We start from the raw sequence: 22,119 nt of genomic DNA on the forward strand, positions 1-22,119 counted from the left end.
GCCTATACCGGATCAAGGATCGCTTCCAATGACCTCGCCCCTTCGACACCTGACCGAAGCCGGCTTCCTCCGAAAATTTTACATCGACGGAGAATGGCGGAAGCCGATCGGATCAGTTGCGGCCGCAGCAACCGTCGTCAATCCGGCGACGGAGCAGCCGATCGCCGACGTCGCGCTCGGCGATGACGATGATGTGGACTGCGCGATCGCAGCCGCCAGACGAGCCTTCGCCGGCTGGTCCATGACACCGCCTGCTGAGAGAGCGGCGCTGCTCGACCGGATGCACGCCTTACTTCTTGAGCGGCTGGAGCTGTTCGCGCAGGCGCTTACCTGCGAGATGGGAGCTGCGATCACCTATGCGCGCCGCGCTCAGGTGCCGTTGGCCGCCGAACATATCCGCGTCGCCCGCGACAATCTCGCGAATTATCCGTTCGTCACCCCACGCGGCAGAACCGCGGTCATGCGCGAGGCGATCGGCGTCTGTGGGCTCATTACCCCATGGAATTGGCCTCTCTATCAAATCACAGCCAAGGTCGGTCCGGCGCTCGCAGCAGGCTGTACAGTGGTGTTGAAGCCGAGTGAGCTGTCGCCGCTAAGCGCTCTGCTGTTCGCGGAGTTGATGGACGATGCCGATTTTCCGCCCGGCGTCTTCAACCTCGTCAACGGGACAGGTCCGATCGTGGGCGCCGGTCTGGCGTCGCATCCGTTGGTCGACATGATCTCGATCACCGGCTCGACGCGGGCCGGCGTTCTCGTCGCGCAAGCGGCGGCACCCACCGTCAAGCGCGTTGCCCAGGAGCTCGGCGGAAAATCGCCGAACATCATCTTGCCGGACGCCGATCTCAGCCGTTCTGTTCCGCTCGGCGTCGGCGCCGCCTTCCGCAATCTCGGCCAATCCTGCAGCGCGCCGACCCGGATGCTCGTGTACCGCCCGCAGATGGAAGAGGTCGAGACCCTGGCGGCGTCGACTGCTTCGGAACTGGTGGTCGGCGATCCCCTTGCGGAAAGCACGACCCATGGCCCGATCGCCAACCGGCCGCAGTTCGAGCGCGTGCAGGCGATGATCGGTGTCGGCCTGGAGGAAGGCGCCAAGCTCGTCATGGGCGGGCGAGGTCGGCCGGACCACCTGCGGATCGGCCTCTACGCGCGGCCGACGATCTTCTCGAACGTCCATCGCGGCATGAGGATCGCACGGGAGGAGATCTTCGGCCCAGTGCTGTCGATCATTCCCTACGACACCGTAGACGAGGCGATCGCGATCGCCAACGACACCGTCTACGGCCTCGGCGCCCATGTGCAGGGCACCGATATGGAGATGGTGCGGACCGTCGCCAGGAAGATCCAGTCGGGTCAAGTCCATCTCAATTATCCTGACTGGGACCCCAATGCTCCCTTTGGCGGCTACAAGCGTTCTGGCAACGGTCGCGAATACGGCATCGAGGGCATGGAAGAGTATCTCGAGACCAAGTCCGTCCTCGGATTTTATCGATGAATCCTGGCAGTCACCAGAAGCCGCTTTCAAGCCCAGGCATAGAAACACCCGTGATTGCAACAGTCGACCATCTTTCTTGCGCGTCAGCGTCAACCGAAACCTATTTTCGCGCGGCTGCGGCAGTCCTGGCCGTGCGGTCCGACTCCTCGGGACCGGACATGTCGGGGGCGCTGCTGAAGCGTCACTACGGAGTGACCGGCTCGATCGCGACGTTGTCCTCCGAGATCGAGCGCACCGTTGAAGTCGACACCCCGGACGGCCGCCGGTGCATCCTGAAGACGTCGACCAGACCGGAGGCTGTCGACAGCTTCTGCTTCCAGACCTCAGCCTTGGCAGGCTTGGAAGAGGCTGGGGGCTTCGTTGCACCCGCAGTGCTGCGCACGAGCAGCGGGGCATTGATGTTTGAGGAAGAAGGCATATGCGGGTTCTTGCAAACCCGGCTCGAGGGCATTCCGCTGCACCAGGTGATGCGCACTCCCGACCTGCTATTTCGGACTGGCCGCGCCCTCGCTCGGCTTGATTTAGCGCTTGCGCAAGTCAAGGTGCCTGCAGCCCATCGGCCCGTTCTTTGGCATGTCGAGTGCTGGTCGCGCCTGATGGAACTAGAGCAGTACCTACCAAGCGGGAGCGTTGCCGATTGCGTTCGCGCCGACATGGCCGAGTATCTGGAGTTTGTTGAGCCACAAATCTCGAACGTCGTCTGGCAGGTCACTCATAACGATCCCAGTCCGTTCAACATGATTGTGACTGGCCGGGGTCTGGGCTTCATCGATTTTGGTGACGGCTGCTGGAGCCCCAGGATTCAGGATCTGGCGATCGCAGCAAGCCACCTCGTATCAGATCCGACTCTTCCTCTCGGTGGCGCCGAACATCTCATTGGCGGCTATGCCTCTGTCATTGCGCTTTCGCCGCTGGAAGCAAGACTCCTCGTCGGACTGATGCGGGCGCGACAAAGCGCATTGATCTTGGTCAATTACTGGCGCGCCCACCTTTTTCCAGCCGACGCCCAGTACATCAAAAAGAACGTCGCGCGTGCCGAGCACGGCCTTTCTATCCTGGAGCCTATTGATGTCGCATCGGGCGAGGCGGCAGTCATGGCGGCAGTTTCGTCGTGCTTGCCGTGATGCCGCTTAGGTTCGCTCGATCGACAGGCCGTAAAATTGCGAAGTGACCACGGTATTCTTTCAGACGGGCAGCAGCACATGTCCACAGATCTCATGCCCAATCGCTACCGACCTGGCGAATCAAACCTTCCCAGGCGCGAATCCGAGCTGATTGCTCGTCGTGACAAAGTTCTGGGCGCTTCTTATCGGCTCCAGTACCGCCGGCCCGTGCACTTCGTTCGCGGCGAAGGTATGTGGCTGTACGATCCCGACGGGCGGGCCTATCTCGACTTCTACAATAACGTCCCGTGTCTCGGCCATTGCCATCCGGAAGTAAACGCGGCCATGGCGGAGCAGGCGGGCCGAATAAGCGCCAACACGCGCTATCTCGAGCCAAAGCTTGTCGATTATGCCGAGCGGTTGGTCGATACTTTCCAAAACGAGCTCGACCGCGTGGTGTTTACCTGCACGGGGAGTGAATCCAACGATCTGGCGCTTCGCATTGCGCGATGTGCGAGCGGCAACGAAGGCGTGATCGTTTCCACTTATGCCTATCACGGCACGAGTACTGCGACGGCCGAGGTTTCGCCCAACCTGGGCGACGCAGTCAAGCTCAGCCCGTTAGTGCGGATGGTGTCCCTACCCGGGCCAGCGGGCATACCGGAAGCCCAGGCTGCGGACTTTTTCGAGACACAGATTCGTTCAGCCATGATGGATCTGAACCGTCGTGGTATCGGCGTTGCGGCCCTGCTCATCGACAGTATTTTTTCCAGCGATGGCCTATGGATAGATCCTCCTGGCTTCATCGCGAGCGGAGTTGCGGCGGTGCAGGAGGCTGGTGGTCTCGTCATTGCCGACGAAGTTCAACCAGGCTTCGGACGAACTGCGCCTGTATGTGGGGCTTCGAGCGCCACGGGATCGTTCCGGATCTTGTTACCCTGGGCAAGCCGATGGGCAACGGATTTCCGATTGGCGCTGTCGTTGGTCGCAGAGCATGGATGGACCAATTTGGTGCCACCTCTCGCTATTCGAACACATTCGCTGGAAACACAGTCGGAATAGCAACAGCGAACGCCGTGTTAACGATCCTGCAGCGCGACCAAATCCCGCAAAAGGCGCTTTCGATGAGCCAGCGCCTTCGCGCCGGACTGGAGAAGCTTGCAAAGCAACGTTATGAGGTTCGCGCGATCCGGAACGCCGGTCTCTTCTTTGGCGTCGACATAGGGTCTGAGGGAACCCCGGCGCCAGGCCGTCGTGCGATGGCTTTGGACCTGGTCAATGCAATGCGGGATGACGGCGTGCTTATCAGCACGACCGGGGCCAATGAAGATACCCTTAAAGTGCGCCCTCCGCTCGTTTGCCAAGCCGAGCATGTTGACCTGTTCCTGGCAGCCATGGAGCGCGCGCTCATCAATATCGCACGCTAGATCGCAGACCTCATCGGGGCAGCACCCGTTCCGGGGGGCGAGCTGCGGCGCGGGCTACCAAACCCGATCACGCTTTAAACGAAATCTGCACCTGTCCTGGCAGCCATTACGCCGCCCCTGCGTCGAACTGGGACTTGATCGCGCTTGAGCAGCTTGTATCACTCAAGCGGTCAGAAACCGAACATCTTGCGAAGTCCTAGATGATTTCAGCACATTCTACCGAGCGCACGATGCGATGAAGGGCTGATCGGAACTTTGCTTCCGCATTCTTGGCAGCCGAGGTTCGTTGGAACATGTCGCCCCACGTCGAGCGCATTCACAGCGATGAGCGTCTCCCGGCCGAGGCCGACGTCGTTATCGTCGGCGGCGGCATCCTCGGCTCTACGGCCGCCTATTATCTCGCGAAGCGCGGCCTCTCCGTGGCGCTCCTCGAGAAGGGCCACGTCGCCTGTGAACAATCGAGCCGAAACTGGGGTTGGTGCCGCCAGCAGAACCGCGACCGGCGCGAATTGCCGCTGTCGGTGCTCTCCATGCGGCTGTGGGACGAACTCACGCGCGATATCAATCGGGACCTCGGATTTCGTCGCTGCGGTCTCGTCTATGCGACCCACGACGAGGCTGTGCTCGCCGGCTGGGAAAAGTGGCGCGAGGTCGCCAGGGAGTACGACGTCGATACCCGCGTGCTGAGTCGGGCGGAGGTGGCCGAGCGTGTCCCCGAAGCGCGCGACAAATGGGTGGGCGGGACCTATTCGGAGCGAGACGGCAAGGCCGAACCTGCGCTCGCCGCGCCGGCTATCGCTGAGGGGGCCAGAGTTCTGGGCGCCACGATCCACCAGGGATGTGCCGCGCGGGCGCTCGACTTGGCCAATGGCAAGATTGCGGGCGTGCACACGGAAAAGGGCTACATCAGAACCAACGCGGTGCTTTGCGCCGCCGGCGCCTGGTCCTCGCGCTTCCTTCGGCCGCTCGGGGTCAGTTTCCCCCAAGCGAGCATCCGTCAGACCGCGCTGCGATCCACCCCCACAATCAATATCGGCGAGGCGGTCTCGACACCCTACTGCACGATCACGCGCCGACTGGACGGCAGCTATACGCTTGCGATCAGCGGCAAGGCGAACCTCGAAATCACGCCCCAGGCTATCCGGTACAGCCGGGAGTTCATGCCGCAGTTCTTGCGTCGCCTGAAGAACGTCAGGCTTGGCGTCGGCCAATCGTTCGTTTCGGGGCCGGATTCGATGCCGGCGCTTCTGACCAACGATGATCGGATCTTCGAACAGAATCGCGTGCTGGATCCTCCGCCCTTGAAATGGCTGGTGAGCCAAGTGGTGGAGAGTGTCCGGAAAACCTTCCCCCAACTCGGCGAAATAGAGATCGATAGCGCCTGGGGCGGCTTCGTCGATTGCACGCCGGACGCAGTGCCTGTGGTGTCGCAGGTGGACGGGGTGGAAGGCCTCGTCCTCGCGGCGGGCTGTTCGGGGCACGGCTTCGGTTTGGGCCCGGGGCTCGGCTATCTGGCCGCAGAGCTTGTCGTAAACGACACGCCTTGCGTCGATCCCGCACCGTTCCGGCTGTCGCGTCTGGTCGACGGCTCGAAGCTGGACATCGCCGCCATCTGAAGATCGAGCCGGAAGTCAGGCCTGACGCGCACCAAGCGAAGTCAAGGTGTCGGCAGACGAGTGAGCGGGGACCCCCACGTTCCCGCGCTCGATCGGGCGGCAAACAGCTCGTCCTGGTATGTCCGCGATGTACCTACAGCACCTGCGATACCCTTATTCCCAAGTTGCAAACGCGATACCCGTGCCAGTCCCAGCAGCAGTACGATAAGCGGGATAGTATTCGGACCAGGTGTTGGTTAGTCCTTGAGACATAGCGGACGCCATCACCCAATTAAGGATCTCAGAAGAGCCCGAATTCAACTCGTTACGTGTCAGGCCTCGCAGGACTTGCGGATGCTTGCAACGAATGGCGTTGAGCACCTTGCGATCCAATTGCTCGTCCACCACGAAATGGCTGAGACCGCCGCTTGCGGCAACCGCAACGCGAAGGTCGCTCGGCGATTTTTCGATGATGCGCGCCAGCTTGGTGCCAATGTCGTAGCAGCGACTGGCTGTTGGCGCGTTCGGCGGATAGTAGGTATTGAGAAGCACCGGCACGACCGGGATGGCGCGTCCCCGGAATAGCCGCTCAATGATGAAGCCATAAGCGTGGCCAAATCCCGCCTTCAGCGGATCTTCGACCTTTGCAGCGGCTGCAATGTCGACGTCCTCGGCGATGAGGCTGCGGATCAGTTCGAGCGCGAACTGCGGCTGCCCCGGGAAGCTATGCACGGCGTCCATGGCATAGCCCTTCATCACGGTTCCGACCCAGCCCGGCGTCTGCGGTGTCAGGTGCTTTTCGTGTGTCAGGATCTCCTCGCCGTAGAAGATCGAGATTGCAGGCATGTTGGCGTGGCTGAACAGTTCGGCCTGATCGTCGCCGATGATCACGACCACGTCCGGTGCCACGGCTGCGAGGCGGTCGGCAATCGCATCGAGAGCCTTCTGCGAGGCGGCTTCGATTTCGAGAAATTTGGCTTCGGTCGCCACATCGCCATAAGGCGCGCCGTTTTCCTCTGCGAGATCGTCGTAGCTAATGAATCTGCCGTCGGCCAGGTTCAGCGCCTTGTTCTTCTTGTCGTCTTCCGCGCGCTCGCTCCAGCGCTTTCCCTCAAGTGCGAGCATCGGCGTATGCGATGCAGCGAAGCTGAAGACGACCTTGGCCATGGGGTGCTTCCTCCGATATTATATTTACCAAGTGGATAGTATTACACGCTCGATTTGACGATGCAATGTCCGATTTCTCTCAAACCGCCAGGCGAAAATCCGCTTGCAAATGTCGTCGAGTTATATATACCACATGGACTAATTAAGAATTCCTGGCAAATGCAATCGAGGAGGTCGTGTTCGGATGCCGATCTCGGCAGCGATCGAGGAGGCCCTCCTGAAGGCGGCCAGCGCATTGTCGTCTGCGACGCTTCATGAAGCGGCAGGAAGAGTGGGCGCCCTGCCCACCAACATCAAGCCGATTGATCCGACTATGACCATCTGCGCCCGTGCCTTTCCAGTGCGCTGCCCGCCCGGTGACAATCTTTGGATTCACCGCGCACTGGCCGCAGCGGCGCCTGGTGAAGCACTGGTCGTCGATACCGGTGCGGGGCGCGAATATGGGTACTGGGGCGAGATCATGGGGACGTCCGCCCAGGCGCGCGGCCTCGCTGGGCTTGTGATCTCCGGCGGGGTTCGGGACGTGGCGGCCCTACGGAAGCTCGGACTGCCTACATTTTCTGCGTGTGTCAGTATCCGCGATACGGTGAAGGATCCCAGCGCCGACGGCGCCTTCGGCGAGGCGGTGGCGATTGGCGACGTCCGCATCTCGCGGGGCGATCTGGTTTTCGGAGATGCGGATGGTGTTGTGGTGCTCACGCCCGACCAGGCCCGTAGCGCCGTCCGCGTCGGTATCGATCGTGACGCCCAGGAGCTCGCTATTCTCGATAGGGTTAGAGCCGGCGCGCTTACCCTCGATGTTTACAAACTCTGACCGCTCCGATGATAACCATAGGATGTCCGCATCATGATCATTGACGCTCACGCTCATCTCGTCGCGCCTGCCTCGCTTTATGCGCATCGCAGCAATCTGATCGTCGCGCGCGGGCAGTACGGCAAGTATCCCGCAGCGATTTCCGACGCCGAGCTTGAGAAGTCCGCAGCGCAGAATGTGGCGATCATGGATGGCGTCGGCACCGATTTGCAGGTGCTCTCGCCGCGGCCGTTTATGATGGTGCACGGCGAAAACCGTTGGGAGGATGTCGTCACCTGGGCCGAGGACAACAACGACATTATCGCTCGCACGGTGAAGATGCATCCCAAACGTTTTCGCGGGGTCGGCGGATTGCCGCAAGCGGTTGGCGCTCCGGTCGAGATGATGTTCGATGAAATCAAGCGCTGTATCGAAAAGCTCGGTTTCATCGGCGTGCTGCTCAATCCCGATCCATCCGAAGGCATTGGGAAGAGCCCGACTCTGGCCGATCCTTATTGGTTTCCGCTCTATGAATTCCTCTGCAAGCACGACATTCCAGCGCACATTCACAGTTGCGCCTGCTGCGGTCGCGAGACCTACGACGAGCATTTCATCACCGAGGAGAGCCTCGCCATCACCGCGATCACCCGCTCGGATGTGTTCAAGCGCTATCCGACGTTGAAGCTCATGGTCAGTCATGGTGGGGGATCGGTTCCGTTCCAGGTCGGGCGCTGGCGGTCCAATCGGCAGATGGCGATCGCCGCCGGCCGCCTGCCGAAGGACACTGAGAGTTTTGACGCGAGCCTGAAGCGCTTCTGGTTTGATACCGTCGTTCACAACAAGAAATCGCTGGAACTGCTGTTCGACGTGGTCGGCACCGATCGATGCATGTTCGGCACCGAGCGTCCGGGCAGCGGCGGCGGCATCGATCCGGAGACGGGCCGGCCTTTCGACGACCTCAAGCCGGTGATCGAATCGATCGCCGAACTGACGTCGGCCGACAAGAAGGCAATCTTCGAGAGCAACGCGCGCAAATTCTTCACCCGTCTCGACACCTGAGCAGGAGAGGAGATCAGCATGGCTGCACGGCGAAGCATCGAAGTCGAAGGGTTCGCCCACGGTGGGCAGCCCATTCCTGCAGCGTCCCGGGTCGGCAACATCATCATGACCGGGGGCGTGTATGGGCTCGATCCGGCGAGCGGAAAGATCCCCGACGACGTCGGCCGGCAGACCGAGCTGATGTTCGCGAATCTGAAGCGGATCATGGAGGCGGGCGGCGCGAGCCTCGACCAGATCGTCAAAATGACGGTCTATGTGAAGGTGCCTGAGGCGCGCGGCGCCGTGAACACCCAATGGCTCGCTGCGTTCCCCGATGCGGCATCCCGGCCGGCGCGACATACATTTCAGAACGATCACCTGCCGGCCAACATGCTGGTGCAATGTGATGCAACGGCCGTTCTCGATGGCACTTGAGGCCGCGCCATGGACAGCCTGATTGCGCGGCTCGCCGCCCTCGACACCTGCGCCGTGTCGGACGCGCTCGACAAGCTCGGTGTCTCCGGTGCAGTCGTCGGAATTTCCGTGTTGACGGGTCCGGTGAAGATTGCCGGACGCGCGGTCACCACCAAACTGGGCGCGCCGCTGCCGGGGCTGCCGAAACGGCATCTCGGCGCTGGCGCAGTCATGGCGTCGAATCCGGGTGATGTCATCGTCGTCGAGCATCGTGGCCGCACCGACGTCTCTGGCTGGGGCGGCCTGCTCAGCCGGGGAGCGGTTCGCCGGGGCGTCGCAGCCGTTCTGGTGGACGGGGCCTGCCGCGACGTCGACGAGAGCCGCGCACTCGGTCTACCGGTCTTTGCGCGGGCTGCGGTGCCGGTGACGGCGCGCGGGCGCGTCGCCGAGCATTCCTGCCAGGAGCCGATTACGTTCGGGACCGTTGCCGTCAAGCCGGGAGATCTCGTGATCGCCGACGGCAGCGGCATCGTCTTCGTCGATGCAGCACGCGCTGAGGAGATCATTTCGATTGCTGAAGACATCAGCGGGCGCGAGCGGCGCATGGCGGACGCTATCGACGCCGGCAAGGCGATCGGCGAGGTCTTGAGCGGCGACTATGAAGACATGCTCAAACGACGGGAGTCCTGAATGTCTGGCATCGCCGACGAACTGAAGCAGATCGGCACCACTACTTTATCCGATGCGCTGGATCGCCTCGGAATCGAGGGCCAGTGCCTGGGGATCAAACCGTTCGATCACCAGATGCGGCTTGCTGGACCTGCCTTCACCATCCGCATGCTGCCGGTTGGTGTCCATGGCGGCTCGGTCGGAGACTACATCGACGACGTTGCGCCTGGCCAGATCGTGGCGATCGACAATGACGGGCGGCTCGATGCAACCGTCTGGGGCGATATCCTCACCATGGTCGCTTCGCGCCGCGGCATCGGCGGCACCGTGATCGACGGCGTCTGCCGCGACATCGATCGCAGCCTCGAACTCGGCTATCCCATTTTTGCGCGCGGCAACGCCATGCGGACCGGCAAGGACCGCGTGACCGCCGACGCGGTCAACGTGACGGTCCAAATTGCCGGCGTCCGGATCGCCCCGGGCGATTGGCTGGTCGGCGACGGCGACGGAATCGTTTCGTTGCCCGCGTCCCGACTCGAGGAGATTTGCACTACGGCCCGCCAGATCGCCGCTGCCGAGACCAAGATCAGGGACGCGGTCGTCGCCGGCGAGCGTCTGGACAAGGCGCGCGAGCGCTTGCGCTACCACGCCCTGCAATCCAAGCCGGCGCGCTGAGGACCCTGCGCCGCCGCGTGGTTGACAAATCCGGTGGCCGGGCGGATAGCCTGTGACCAGATATGGCCTGCCTCGCGGGGACGTTTTGACATCCGATCTCACCAAGGAAACGCTCGACGAAGTCGTCAATCAGCGCCGCCGGCAGCAGCGTTCGCTCGACACGCGGGAGCGCATCCTCCAGGCCGCCTTTGAGGAATTCGCCGAGCGCGGTTTCGAGGGCGCCTCGACGCGGAACGTCGCTGCGAAGGCCGGGGTCCAGCATCCTCTGGTGACTTACCATTTCAAGAGCAAGGAAGGGCTCTGGCAGGCGGTCGTCACGACGACAAGCTTCAACTTCGGCCAGCATTTCCAGGTTCATCTTGCCGGAATGACCGAGAAGGACGAGGTTGCACGGCTGCGGCTGCTCCAGGAGCAGTTTGTTCGGTTCGCGGCCGCCAACCCGAACTTCCACTGGTTGATGTCGCATGAAGGCAAGCGGGACAGCGACAGGCTGACCTGGCTGGTCGAGGAGCGGGTGCGCAACTATTTCGACGTCATGGCCAAGCTGATCCGGACCGCTCAGAAGCAGGGCCGCTATGTCGAGGGCGATCCCTATCATCTCCAATATCTGTTCATCGGCGCGGTCACGCGTATCTTCATGCTCAGCGCAGAGGTCCAACAGGTGATGGGTCGCTCGCCTTTTTCCAAGAAGTTTGTCGACGAGCACGTCCGGACCTGCTGCGCCTTGTTCTTCCGCGAACCGGCAGAGGGTGCCCGTCCGGCGCGGGTTGGGGCGCCTCGCAAGGGAAAACGTGTCGCCAAATGATCGACAGACTCTTGAAGCCGCGCACCATCAGGTGACGAACACGTCCGGCCGTGTCGAGGTCGATATCGAACTCGCCTAGCTCGGCGAGAATGCCTGGCAGTATCGCGCGCAAGATCGAGCGGGTCGCGCTTGCTCCGAGGCAAATATGCGGTCCAAACCCGAAGCCGAAGTGACGAATCTTGCCGCGTGTGACGTCGAAGCGCTCGGCATCGGCAATGGCGGTCTCGTCGCGATTGGCCGACGCATAGAGCAGAGCGATTCGCGCGCCTGGCGGAACGTCGATTCCCGCAATTTCGGCCGGCGCCGACGTGGTCCGGGCGAAGCATTGCGTTGAGGTGTCCCAGCGGACAGCTTCTTCGATGGCGGCATCGATCAGGGTGGGATCACCAATCACGCGGGAGCGCTGATCGGGATGGCGCCAGAGCGCGTGCATCAGGTTCGGCAGGAAATGTCCGATCGATGCGTTGCCGGCGAGCAGCACGGTCATCATGTTGGCCACGATCTCGGCGTCACTGAGCGGCGCTCCTGCCGCCTGTGCCGCGATCAGGACCGAGAACAGGTCGTCGTCGCGCTCCACGCGGCGGCGCGCCAGTTCCGCGCTCAGCAACGCAATGACCTCGGCCCGATCACCCTCCGCGAGCGCTGGACCCGCGGGACCACTTTCGCCGCGGAACAGGCGCTCCGAAAGCTCGCTGGCCTTCCGCGCGGAATCAGGGCCAAGGCCGAGCATGCGGCCGAGCCCACCGAATAGCAGGGGACGGCTGATATCGGTGACGAAATCGCATTGTCGGCGGGGGCTCAGTACTTCAAGTCGCCGCGCGAGCTCAGCCTGAATCCAAGGCAGCACTAGCTCGATGCGCGCTGGTGTGACGCCGCGGATGATGATGCGCCGCAGCTCGTCGTGCCGGGGCGGATCGATTGATCCGAGCGTCTTGCCGACGCGAAGCGGGGAATCGCTCAGCGCGTTGCCGGCCGAGGACGAGAACAGATCGGGCCTCGCCAGCGCGTCCGCGATGTCGCGGTATCGGCTGACGAACCAGAGATTGGTCTTCGGGCAGTAATAGGCTGGCTGTTCGGCGCGCATCTGCCGATAGGTCGGATAGGGATCGTCGAAGAAGGAGTTGCTGGCGAGATCGAATGCGGTCATCGTCACCTACCAGCGAATCTGGAGCTTGTAGAATCCGCGTGCCATCATGTGGGCGACCCGCTCGGCATTTGCGATGTCGAGCTCGTATTCGCCGAGCGCCGGCAACAGCGGCGTCATGATGGTTCGCATCATGGCGCGCGCGGTGGGCGCGCCGAGGCAAATGTGAGGACCGGAGCCGAAGCCGAAATGGCGCGTCTTGCCACGGTCGATATCATAGGTGTCCGGATCAGGAATCACCCGTTCATCGCGATTGGCCGCCCCGTAGCAGACCACTAGGCGACTGTCGGCCGGGATCGTTACCCCATGCAGGGAGACTCCCTTTGTGGTCTGGCGTGCAAAGGACTGAGTCGAGGTGTCCCAACGCACGCCTTCGTTGACGGCTGCGTCGAGTTTTGTGGGATCCATCAACAATTTCTGGCGCTCGCCCGGATTCTGCCAGAGCGCATGAATTAGGTTCGAGAAGTAATGTCCGATGGACGCGTTCCCTGCCAACAGAACAGTCGACATGTTGCCGAGGATCTCCGCGTCGGAGAGCGGTGCGCCGGCCTCCTGGGCTTCGAGCAGGAACGAGAACAGGTCGTCGCTGCGGTCCTTGCGCCGACGCTCGAGTTGCTCGCCGAGCACGGCGAAGACGTCTTCCATCACGCCCGGCTTCGACACGGCGCCCATCGCGCTCGGGGCGGCATGAAACAGATCTCGCGACAGTTCGGCCGCGCGGGCAGCGGCGTGCCCGTCGAGACCGAGCATGCGGCCGAGCGCGGCATACAGAATGGGGCGGCTGATGTCGGCCATGAAATCGCACTCGCGGCGTTCACCGAAATCGTGCAGGAGACGTTGCACGTCGCGCTCGATGGCGGGCTGCATCGACTGGATTCGGGCAGGTGTGAATCCCTTCATCACGACGCGCCGCAGCTCATCGTGGCGTGGTGGATCCGTCGTGCCGAGCGTCTTGCCGATACGCAGTGGCGAATCGACCAGGGTATTGCCGCGCGACGAGGAGAAGGTCTCGAAATCGTTGAGGATGCGGGCGACGTCCTCGTTGCGGGTGATCACATAGTAGCCGCTCGGCTCGTGCCGGTAGACTGGATGATCGTCGCGCAGGATCTTGTAAGTGGGGTAGGGGTCGTTGACGAAGTCGCGGTCTTCGGGGTCGAAGCGAAAGCCCATGCGATCCTCCCGGTTCTTGTTGATCATTAAATATACCATATGGAAAAGATAATGAGCAAGCCGCCGTCCGCGCTAAGGCCTGCTTCAGGCGGCGCGGACCGGCTTCCTGATTCCAACATATTGCTCCAGCGCATCGCGATCCGCGGTGATTGCGCCGCTCGCCCCGGATCGCAACAGCAATCCCCTTTCGATGATGATTGCATGCTGCGTCAGCCCGAGTGCGAAGGTGGCATGCTGCTCGATCAGGACGACAGCCATGCTCTCGCCTTGTGTGATCTCGGCAATGCAGCGCGCGACGTCTTGCGCCACGACCGGCGCGAGGCCTTCGAGCGGTTCATCCAGCAGAAGAAGGCGGGGATTGGTGACCAAAGCGCGACCGATGGCCAGCATCTGTTGCTCGCCACCTGACAATTGATTGCCGAAATTGTCCCGGCGCTCCTTCAGCTTCGGAAACAATTCGTAGACGCGGTCGATCGTCCAGGCCCCAAGCGTCGCGGCGATCCGGAGGTTCTCCTCGACCGTGAGCGGCGCAAACACTTCGCGGCCCTGCGGCACCCATCCGATACCCATGCGGCAGCGCAGGTGAGGCGGCATGGTCGTGATATCTTTGCCGGCGAAACGTATCCGCCCCTTTCGTGGGGCGAGATGACCGGCGATGCCGAGCATCAATGTCGATTTTCCGGCGCCGTTGCGCCCCAACAGGGCGAGCGATCCGCCAACCCCGATGCTCAGCGACAGGCCCTGGACCACCACACCCTCGCCGTAACCGACGTCCAGGCTTTCGATCTCAAGCAGGGGCTCAGTCACCGGCGCTCCCCAAATAGGCGCGGCGCACCTCGGAATCGCGAGCGATCTCGCCGGGTGTGCCCTCGCACAGCACCGATCCGGCAACAAGCACGGTGATGATGTCGGCGAATCGAAAGACCAAGTCCATGTCGTGTTCGATGAAGAGAATGGCGACATCTCGCGGTAGCGCTTCGATCGCCTGCATGAGTTCAAAACTCTCGCCGGCGGGAACGCCGGCCGCCGGCTCATCCAGCAGCAGGACGCGCGGCCGGCCGGCGAGGGCGAGCGCGATCTCCAGCAGGCGCTGGCGACCATAGGCGAGTTCCGAGGTCGGACGCAGGCAGTCCCGGCCGAGGCCGACCGAGCAGGCCATTGCAAAGGCTTCGTCGGTGATATCCGTCTCCCGGTGCAGGGCCTGCAAAGGCCGGCCCAGACGGCCGTTCCGCCGCGCCACCGCCAGCATGATCGACTCCAGCGGTGACAGATGCGGAAACAGGGCGTTGATCTGGAACGTCCTGCCGAGCCCCAGCGCAACGCGCTGGTCGGTGGTCAGTCGGTTGATCGGCGCGCCCTCAAGCAGAATGCTACCGCTGGTAGGCGCCAGCACGCCGGTGAGCAGATTGATCAGCGTGCTCTTCCCCGCGCCGTTCGGTCCGATCAAGGCATGGCGGCCGCCGGCCTTAAGCCGAAGGTTGACCTCGTTGGTTACCTTCAGGGCGCCAAACTGCTTGCAGAGGACCTCTGTTTCGAGCGCCGGCGCCGTCATCGTGGAGGCCTCCTGCGCGCCAGATGGTTCACGAGCAGCGTCAAGGCGCCGACCAGGCCGCCTCGCGCCGTCAGCACCAGAGCGATGAGGATGAGCCCGAGCCAGAACATCCAGTACACCGGGTTGAGCGCGGAGAGCACGTCGCGTGCCCAGATGAAGGCTGCCGCGCCAATGAAGCCGCCGATCAGCGTGCCGATCCCGCCGACGATCAGCATGATCAAGGCCGCGACCGATCGCTCGAAGCTCAAGGTCTCCAGCGCGACGATTTGGGTGGTCTGCGCAAGCAACGCACCGGCCATGCCTGCGATAGTCGCCGAGATCGTAAAGGCGATCATCTTGCGGCGGGCGGTCGATACGCCAAGCATCGGAATGCGATCATGGTTCTCGCGCAGGCCCTTCAGCGCGAGCCCTTCGGGCGAATGGATGTAGCGGCGGGACACAAGATAGAGCAGGAAAGCTACAGCGTAGGCGTACCAGAACGCGGTCCGGCCATAGAGATCGAATTCGAAGCGGCCGAGCAATGGCCACATGTCAATGCCTTGCAGGCCGGTATCGCCGCCTGTCAGCCACGGCATGCGGCTTGCGGCCTCAAACAGCAGCAGCCCGATACACAGCGTCACCATCAGCACCGCCGCGCCCCGCACCTTGGCGATCACCGAGCTGAACGCAAGCCCGAGTCCGCCGGCGGCGAGCCCGCCGAAGAGAACGCCGGAGAGCGGTTCGCCCCAGCCGTGGGCGGCGAGCAGTCCCGCTGCATAGGCGCCCAGTCCGAAGAAGGCGGCATGGCCGAACGAGGGGATACCGCCATAGCCCAGCAGCAGATCCAGCGACATGGCAAAGAGCCCGCCGATCAGCATCTGCGTCAACAGGACGAGCTTGGCCGGAAATAGAAAATAGCTGGCGGCCGCCGCGAGCCAGAACGCGATTTCCAGGGTGGTCCACCGCGCGCGGCGGACGACCATCATCCGTGCCAGATCGAGCGTGATGTCGCTCATCGCGGACGACCGACGAGGCCCTGCGGCCGCACCGTCAGCAGGGCGAGCGCAGTGGCGTAGATGATGAACGCGCCGATCTCGGGCAGCAGATATTTGCCGACGACGTCGATGACCCCGAACAGCATAGCGGCGAGAAAGGTCCCGCGGAGCGAGCCCAGCCCGCCGACGCTGACGACGATCAACAGTTCGGTCAGGAACTTGATCGGGAAGTTGGGGTCCAGCCCCAGCAGCTTGACGCTGAGCGCTCCGCCGATCCCGGCCAGCGCCGATCCAAGGGCGAAGGCGAGAGCGTAGAGTTTGTCGACATCGATGCCGCACGAGGCCGTCATCCGGCGATTGAAGACGGCTGCCCTGATCTTCGCGCCGAAAGTCGTGTGCTCGATGAGACGGACGAGCGAGAGGAGCAGCACGAGGCCGGACACGATCAGGAACAGACGATAGCGGTTGAGGTCGACCGGCCCAAGGCTGAGATTGCCGTCCAGCCAGGCTGGCACGACGATGGCCATCTGCTCGGGACCGACGAGATAGGTCGCAGCCGCGATGGCGACATAAACGACGCCGATCGTGAGCAGGACCTGTTCGAGCTCGGATGCCTGGTAGAGCCGCCGGAACAGGGTGCATTCCAGGATCGCGCCCGTCGTCGCCGCAGTTAGGCCCGCCATGACGACGGCCGCGAGGAATGGCCAGCCCGCCTTGCCGATCAGCAGCGCGGCGGTGTAGCCGCCAACCATTGCCAGTGCCGCGTGAGCCATGTTGGCGAAGCCCATGAGGCCTAGCGTGATCGAGAGTCCTCCGGCCATCAGGAACAGCACGAACCCGTATGCGATGCCGCCGAGCAGGATATTGACGAAGCCGAGCATCGTGCCACCTACCGCGCGGAACCTGGATCCTTGACGTCGGGTGTCGATGCGAATTCGACGTTGACGATCTGTCCGTCGCGCTTCTCGACTTTGCGGAAATAGACGGTCTGGACGATTTCGCGGGTCGCCGGATCAATCGAGATTGGCCCGCGCGGGCTTTCGAATTTGATCTGCTTGAGAAGCTCCATCGTCCGATCGGGATTGAGCTCGCCCTCCTGGGCTTCGACCACTTGACGGATCGCCCTGAGGACGTCGTAGGCGACGACAGGCAGGAAATTCAGCGGACGGTCCGGCGCAACCGACTTGAACGCGCGGGCGAATTCCTTGTTGGCCTCTGAGTCGTGCGTTTGCGTGTAATGGAAGGCAGTGACCACGCCGAGCGCCGCATCCCCCGCCACAGGGAGCGAGGCTTCGTCCGTGATATCGCCAATGCCGATGATCTTGGCGGGATCGAGGCCTGCTTCCTTGAACTGGCGAAGGAAGATAGGCGGCAGCTCGCCGGCGGCCATGAAGACGAAAACGGCGTCCGGATTGGCGTCCTTGATCCGCTGAATGTAGGCGGAAAAGTCCGTTGCCTTGAGCGGCGCGCGCACCGAGCCGGCGATGGCGCCGCCAGCGGCCTTGAACTCGCGAATGAACATCGCTTCGGCGTCGAGGCCCGGTTCGTACTCGTGCACGAACGTATAGACGGACTTGAACTGCTGCTTGTTGGCATACGCCGCGAGCTGCTGCGCCATCTCGGCTGTCGTGAAGCCGAACCGGACGGCAAAGGGGTGTTTGGCGAGGATCCCCGATGTCGCGGAATTGACGATGAGGAGGGGGACTTTGGCGGATGTTGACAGCGGCGCTACCGCCATCGTGTTCGGCGTATAGTCCATTCCCGCGAGGAAATCGACTTTTTCGCCTACGATCAGTTCCTGGGCGAGCCGCCGCGCGACGTCGGGCGCCGGCCCCGTGGTGTCGCGCTTGATGATCTCGATCTTGCGGCCTGCGACCGACTTACCGAATGTCTTGAAGAACACCTCGATTGCCACGTCGGATGCGGCACCGGCGGCGGCGCCTGGACCGGTATAGCTCATCAGCCAGCCGATCTTGAGTGGCCGATCCTCTGCGCGAGCTGAAACAATGGCGGCGAGCATCGCCGTCGCCACGATCACTCCTCTGGCGATCATGCCGTCACCCTCCCTGAAAGGTTGCCCTGCTGGAAGTCTCTGGTGGACTCCTTGCTACAAAATAGACCATATGGAAAAATTATGCAAGACGAGGAAAAAGTCCGACCCATCTGATGCTGGCGCACCGGCAAGCGGAGAAAGACGCCGGGCGCTGGAATAACTCAAGCTCTCACAGGGATCATCGCGAACGCCCGCGACACTCTGGCAAACCCGTTTACCTCTTACGCGCCGGCCGATTACGAGGCCTATGCCTCGACTAACGTGACCGGCTTCTTTCATATGGCGCAGCGTGCCCTCGACATCATGGGCAAGCAGGGGGGCGGCCATGTGGTCACGATCACGACGAGTCTCGTCGACCAGCCGATGAACAGCGTCCCGGCCGCCCTGGCGTCGCTTACCAAAGATGCCTTGAATGCGGCCACCCGGGCGCTCGCGATCGAGTATGCGAGCACTGGCGTCCGCGTCAACGCCGTCTCGCCCGGGATCATCAAAACGCCGATGCATCCGCCGGAAGCGCATCAAGCCTTGGCCGCACTCCACCCTTGGGCCGGATGGGAGATATAGCCGACATTGCCGATGCGGTGCTGTACCTCGATGGGGCAGGCTTTGTGACAGGCGAAATTCTCCTCGTTGATGGAGATCAGGCCGCTGGCCACCACCGCATGTAGGAGGCGTCGCATTGGATACAGCAGGCTGCTGTTTAGCGATGTCTCGGCCCAGTCACTCGAACCCACGCTTCGGATGAGCCGATCCAGCAAATCGTGACGTGGCGGTTGGATTTTTCGTCGTAAGCCACTGATCTCTAATAGTCGGATTTTGGCTCAGTTGGAAAAATTCGCTTGAGAAATCAACGGTCGTGGCGTGTCTCTTAATCAGCGGGTCCCAGGTTCGAGCCCTGGTGCGCCCACCACGCAAATCAGGTACTTACGTCTGATTTCGCAAGTTCTGGAGGCTGTGCCTTAGATTGCGGGCCACTTCTGGGGCCACTTCTATAATATTTTTCTTGTAACGGCCGCTGAGCGACGGCAGCGGGAGAACGGGCCCTCTCAAGGCTGAAACAGGGGTTTGATTCCACTAGGGAGCGCCAGTGATCTTCCCTTCATTTTGATTTCCCCTTGATTCTTGGCAGTTTCCCCAAACTGACAGAATAGGTTTGGGGATTTCTGTTGCCTTGTGGTCTTCAAGCTTGATGATTGCGCGACGGCAACCGCGGCGGCGGTCTGCCTCGCGCGCATGGCGCGCAGCTTCGGCGAGAGTCAGGTGGCCCGGTGCGGCCCTGATCTCGTGAGCGGTCGCGCCAGCGTCTGCGAGGAGGCGGCCAAAGGTCTTGCGAAGGCCATGCGGCCGTCGATCGAGCGGTAGCCCGGCCTCCGTCGTCACATCGCGCATCCATCCGCTTTAGCCGTCGACCGTGAACGGCTTGCCCCATTCGGTCGTCAAGAAACAGACGTGCTTGTCGGTCCTCGAAGGCCTTCATTTCGGCATCCGTCCAAGCGCGGATTTTCTTCGACTTGCCGCGCTTGATCCGCTCCGATGGGTCTCGAACGAGCCACACTTCAAATCGTCCTTCGCATGCCTGGTCAGGATACGAAACTTTTCAGCGTGTCGATTTTCGCGCCCGGACGAATACCTGATCTGGATCGTCAGGCGCTGTTGAGTAGGTGTATTTGCCTTGAGCGTATCATCGATCGCGACGTAAGACGTAAAAGGCGAACAGAATTCCCGCGGCGCAATCCCTTCCGAGAAAAATCTCCCAGCGTCCGCCATTATTGGCAAGCGCAGGAGCCTTCGGCGTTGCCAACTCTTGGCGCGAGGCGACTTACTATTTCGTTCCGTAGACCGATGAAGTCCGCCGGCCCGGAACCGCGGTCGATCGCGAAGTTAATGAACTATATGCATGATCAACCTGAGGTATTCGATCTTCGGTCGATCAGCATGCGCGACCGTATTCTTCCGTGGTCCCGACGGAGTACCCCTTCTGAGTCGTTGCTCCGCCCAAGATTCTTAGCGAGCATCGCGACGTAGAAGCAGGGGCTACACGATTGCTTGCCCTACACGTCAGACGAATCCTCGACGCGGGGCCGCGCACATAAGAAACGCTATTGGAGAATCAATAAGCCATGCGCGGTCGTCAGGAGGCCGAGCATGAACGGGGCAGGAGCTATGGCGTCGGGGTCTTTTCACAACAGGCCAGAGTTTTTTCTGGCGGCGGCGCCTAGGCGCTGAACGAGCGCTCATTTGCCGGCGCTCTCCTGTGAGTTTATCCTCGAATGCGATTGCACCTGCTCTGCGTCAGCAGAGTGGAGTGTGTTGTGAGCCGCGCTTTATTCACCTCGAAGTCTTTACTAGCCGCCGGCTGGTTCGAAACGAAGTCTCGCCTCAAGGATAATCCGGGTTCCTTTCGACCATCGGATCTTTCGGTCGAGCCGTCTGTGACAATGGCGATTGCCCCCCGGGTGATGGCGACTGCGGTGATCGATTCAGTCGATCCGCTGTCCTCGCCAAGCGACGGCGCACCTTCGCTATCCCCTCGTCAAGACACGGCTGCAAAATTCCGAACGGCTAGGGCGGCCGCTAAACGGTCGCCCGAATCCGCCACGTTGCTCACCCGTGTTCGGGTTGCTTCCAAATAGCATTCATATTCGACGAGTTTTGAGATCAAAGACATGGCTACTCAGACAACCGGCGGCGGCAGCACCACTTCGTTCTCCAATACACCGCAAGCCCAAGACGATACGTTTACGAGTGCGCAAACCGGGCTCACGGAAAATAGCATAAATATTGTCTTTCTGAACGTAATGGCCAACGACCTTGGTGGGAATGCCAAGACACTTTTCTCAATCGACAATGGCATCAGTGCGGGTGGTTCAAGTCCAACGGACTTACTGACGCAAGATACTGCTCGCGCGGAAGCGACCAGCTCCGACTACAGTATGATGGGCGCCCACATTTGGATCACTTCGGATGGCAAGGTTGGCTACGATGCAAACACTTTAACCGCGGCTTTCCGAGGCCAGCTAGACGCTCTGCAATCAGGTCAGTTCCTCACCGATACCTTTACTTACGCTATTCGGCTTGGCAACGGTACGCTGAGCTGGGCCACCGCAACGGTGCAGTTTGCGGGATCGAACGATGCGGCTGTACTGGATCTTGATGCTAATAATTCGAGCGGTGTTAGCGGTTCCGGCTACCAAGCCACTTTCACCGAAAACGGTGTCGCGATTTCCATCGCCGATGTCGATGTCACGATTGCGGACGTCGACAACACAACGATGCAGTCAGCGACCATTCGACTGACCAATGCACAAGCGAGTGACATCCTTGCCATCAATGGCTCGCTTCCCAGCGGTATTACAGCAGCGATCGATACATCCGTTGCCGGGGAAATTACCGTCACGCTGACGGGTTCGGCGACCCTTTCGGCTTACCAAAGTGCGATCAAGCAGGTCGTATTCAGCAACTCCAGCGAAAATCCGAGCACGGTTGATCGCACCATCACGGTGGTAGTGAACGACGGCAGCGCCTACAGCAATACGGCGACTTCGACAATCCATGTCACAGCGGTAAACGATGCTGCTGCCTTGGATCTCGATGCCAACAACTCGAGCACCGTGACGGGCTCCGGCTACGCGACGACTTTCACCGATACTGGGGCTGCGGTTGCGATTGCCGATTCCGACGTCAGTATTGCCGATCCCGATAACGCGACTATGCAATCGGCAACGGTGACCCTGACGAATGCCAAGGCCGGTGACGTATTGGCCATCAGCGGGGGGCTGCCGTCAGGGATCGTTGCCAATATCAATACGTCAGTTTCCGGCATAATTACTGTGACGCTGACGGGTTCGGCAAGCCTCGCCTCCTATCAGGCCGCGCTGCATCAAGTCGTTTTCAGCACCAGTGCTAACCCAGATACATCTGACCGCAACATTTCGGTTGTCGTTAACGACGGTAGCGTCAACAGCAATACGGCGATCTCGACGATTCACGTTGTAGATGCCACGAAACCAACTGTTACGTCGGTGGCGCTGAACGATGCGCATATCAC

The 22,119-nt window shown here is 61.6% G+C and carries 17 protein-coding genes and 4 pseudogenes; 13 read left to right on the forward strand and 8 right to left on the reverse strand.

All coding sequences use genetic code 11. The features are described from left to right. Positions 1-28 precede the first annotated feature (28 nt). The 4 genes and pseudogenes from XI09_RS07555 (at position 29) to XI09_RS07570 (ending at position 5,638) form a co-directional block, all read left to right on the forward strand. A complete protein-coding gene (locus XI09_RS07555) occupies positions 29-1,492 on the forward strand; it encodes an aldehyde dehydrogenase family protein (protein ID WP_271566319.1) in 1,464 nt (487 codons plus the stop codon). 158 nt (positions 1,493-1,650) lie between these two features. Next, on the forward strand, positions 1,651-2,616 hold the full coding sequence (locus tag XI09_RS07560) for a phosphotransferase enzyme family protein (protein ID WP_271566320.1): 966 nt from the start codon (positions 1,651-1,653) through the stop codon (positions 2,614-2,616). A 78-nt stretch (positions 2,617-2,694) separates the two neighbouring features. After that, a pseudogene (locus XI09_RS07565) lies at positions 2,695-4,022 on the forward strand (aspartate aminotransferase family protein). Between the two features lie 293 nt (positions 4,023-4,315). Next, a complete protein-coding gene (locus XI09_RS07570) occupies positions 4,316-5,638 on the forward strand; it encodes an NAD(P)/FAD-dependent oxidoreductase (protein WP_271566321.1) in 1,323 nt (440 codons plus the stop codon). A gap of 153 nt (positions 5,639-5,791) precedes the next feature. On the opposite strand, the gene XI09_RS07575 is transcribed toward XI09_RS07570, so the two are convergent. Then, positions 5,792-6,784: a hypothetical protein gene (locus XI09_RS07575; protein WP_271566322.1), complete on the reverse strand. Its 993-nt coding sequence runs from the start codon at positions 6,782-6,784 to the stop codon at positions 5,792-5,794. Positions 6,785-6,968: 184 nt separating this feature from the next. On the opposite strand from XI09_RS07575, the gene XI09_RS07580 reads away from it, so the two are divergent. From XI09_RS07580 to XI09_RS07605, 6 genes and pseudogenes are all read left to right on the forward strand, one after another. Next, complete coding sequence (locus XI09_RS07580; protein WP_271566323.1) at positions 6,969-7,598, forward strand: RraA family protein; 630 nt, start codon at positions 6,969-6,971, stop codon at positions 7,596-7,598. A gap of 33 nt (positions 7,599-7,631) precedes the next feature. Beyond that, on the forward strand, positions 7,632-8,636 hold the full coding sequence (locus tag XI09_RS07585; RefSeq protein WP_271566324.1) for an amidohydrolase family protein: 1,005 nt from the start codon (positions 7,632-7,634) through the stop codon (positions 8,634-8,636). A gap of 18 nt (positions 8,637-8,654) precedes the next feature. Then, a complete protein-coding gene (locus XI09_RS07590; RefSeq protein ID WP_271566325.1) occupies positions 8,655-9,050 on the forward strand; it encodes a RidA family protein in 396 nt (131 codons plus the stop codon). Between the two features lie 9 nt (positions 9,051-9,059). Further along, on the forward strand, positions 9,060-9,719 hold the full coding sequence (locus tag XI09_RS07595; protein WP_271566326.1) for an RraA family protein: 660 nt from the start codon (positions 9,060-9,062) through the stop codon (positions 9,717-9,719). Beyond that, entirely contained in the window at positions 9,720-10,373 is a 654-nt protein-coding gene (locus XI09_RS07600) for an RraA family protein (RefSeq protein WP_271566327.1), read from the forward strand. Positions 10,374-10,425: 52 nt separating this feature from the next. After that, positions 10,426-10,674, forward strand: a pseudogene (locus XI09_RS07605) (TetR/AcrR family transcriptional regulator); the annotation flags it as partial. 340 nt (positions 10,675-11,014) lie between these two features. Here the strand turns inward: XI09_RS07605 and XI09_RS07610 are convergent. Genes XI09_RS07610 through XI09_RS07640 form a run of 7 tightly spaced genes read right to left on the reverse strand, consistent with a single transcriptional unit; the run spans position 11,015 to position 18,071 of the window. Next, entirely contained in the window at positions 11,015-12,325 is a 1,311-nt protein-coding gene (locus XI09_RS07610; RefSeq protein ID WP_271566328.1) for a cytochrome P450, read from the reverse strand. 6 nt (positions 12,326-12,331) lie between these two features. After that, positions 12,332-13,519, reverse strand: coding sequence for a cytochrome P450 (locus XI09_RS07615; RefSeq protein WP_271566329.1), 1,188 nt, complete (start codon positions 13,517-13,519; stop codon positions 12,332-12,334). Positions 13,520-13,576: 57 nt separating this feature from the next. Further along, on the reverse strand, positions 13,577-14,299 hold the full coding sequence (locus XI09_RS07620; RefSeq protein WP_271566330.1) for an ABC transporter ATP-binding protein: 723 nt from the start codon (positions 14,297-14,299) through the stop codon (positions 13,577-13,579). Beyond that, the gene (locus XI09_RS07625; RefSeq protein ID WP_271566331.1) at positions 14,292-15,044 is read right to left on the reverse strand and encodes an ABC transporter ATP-binding protein; all 753 of its coding nucleotides are present in this window, start codon (positions 15,042-15,044) and stop codon (positions 14,292-14,294) included. Before XI09_RS07625 ends, XI09_RS07620 begins: the two co-directional genes overlap by 8 nt. Further along, on the reverse strand, positions 15,041-16,039 hold the full coding sequence (locus tag XI09_RS07630) for a branched-chain amino acid ABC transporter permease (protein WP_271566332.1): 999 nt from the start codon (positions 16,037-16,039) through the stop codon (positions 15,041-15,043). The genes XI09_RS07625 and XI09_RS07630 overlap by 4 nt, the downstream gene beginning before the upstream one ends. Continuing rightward, positions 16,036-16,899 (reverse strand): branched-chain amino acid ABC transporter permease, encoded by an 864-nt coding sequence (locus XI09_RS07635; RefSeq protein ID WP_271566333.1) that lies wholly within the window; start codon positions 16,897-16,899, stop codon positions 16,036-16,038. The genes XI09_RS07630 and XI09_RS07635 overlap by 4 nt, the downstream gene beginning before the upstream one ends. Before the next feature lie 8 nt (positions 16,900-16,907). Further along, positions 16,908-18,071, reverse strand: a complete 1,164-nt coding sequence (locus XI09_RS07640) for an ABC transporter substrate-binding protein (RefSeq protein ID WP_271566334.1) — start codon at positions 18,069-18,071, stop codon at positions 16,908-16,910. A gap of 177 nt (positions 18,072-18,248) precedes the next feature. Between XI09_RS07640 and XI09_RS07645 the strand changes: the two are divergent. From XI09_RS07645 to XI09_RS07655, 3 genes and pseudogenes are all read left to right on the forward strand, one after another. After that, positions 18,249-18,739: pseudogene (locus XI09_RS07645) on the forward strand (SDR family NAD(P)-dependent oxidoreductase); the annotation flags it as partial. A gap of 505 nt (positions 18,740-19,244) precedes the next feature. Beyond that, positions 19,245-19,433: a hypothetical protein gene (locus tag XI09_RS07650; RefSeq protein WP_271566335.1), complete on the forward strand. Its 189-nt coding sequence runs from the start codon at positions 19,245-19,247 to the stop codon at positions 19,431-19,433. A gap of 1,304 nt (positions 19,434-20,737) precedes the next feature. Continuing rightward, positions 20,738-22,119: pseudogene (locus XI09_RS07655) on the forward strand (hypothetical protein); the annotation flags it as partial.

This window comes from Bradyrhizobium sp. CCBAU 11386 (assembly GCF_028128955.1).
Classification (GTDB): Bacteria; Pseudomonadota; Alphaproteobacteria; order Rhizobiales; family Xanthobacteraceae; genus Bradyrhizobium.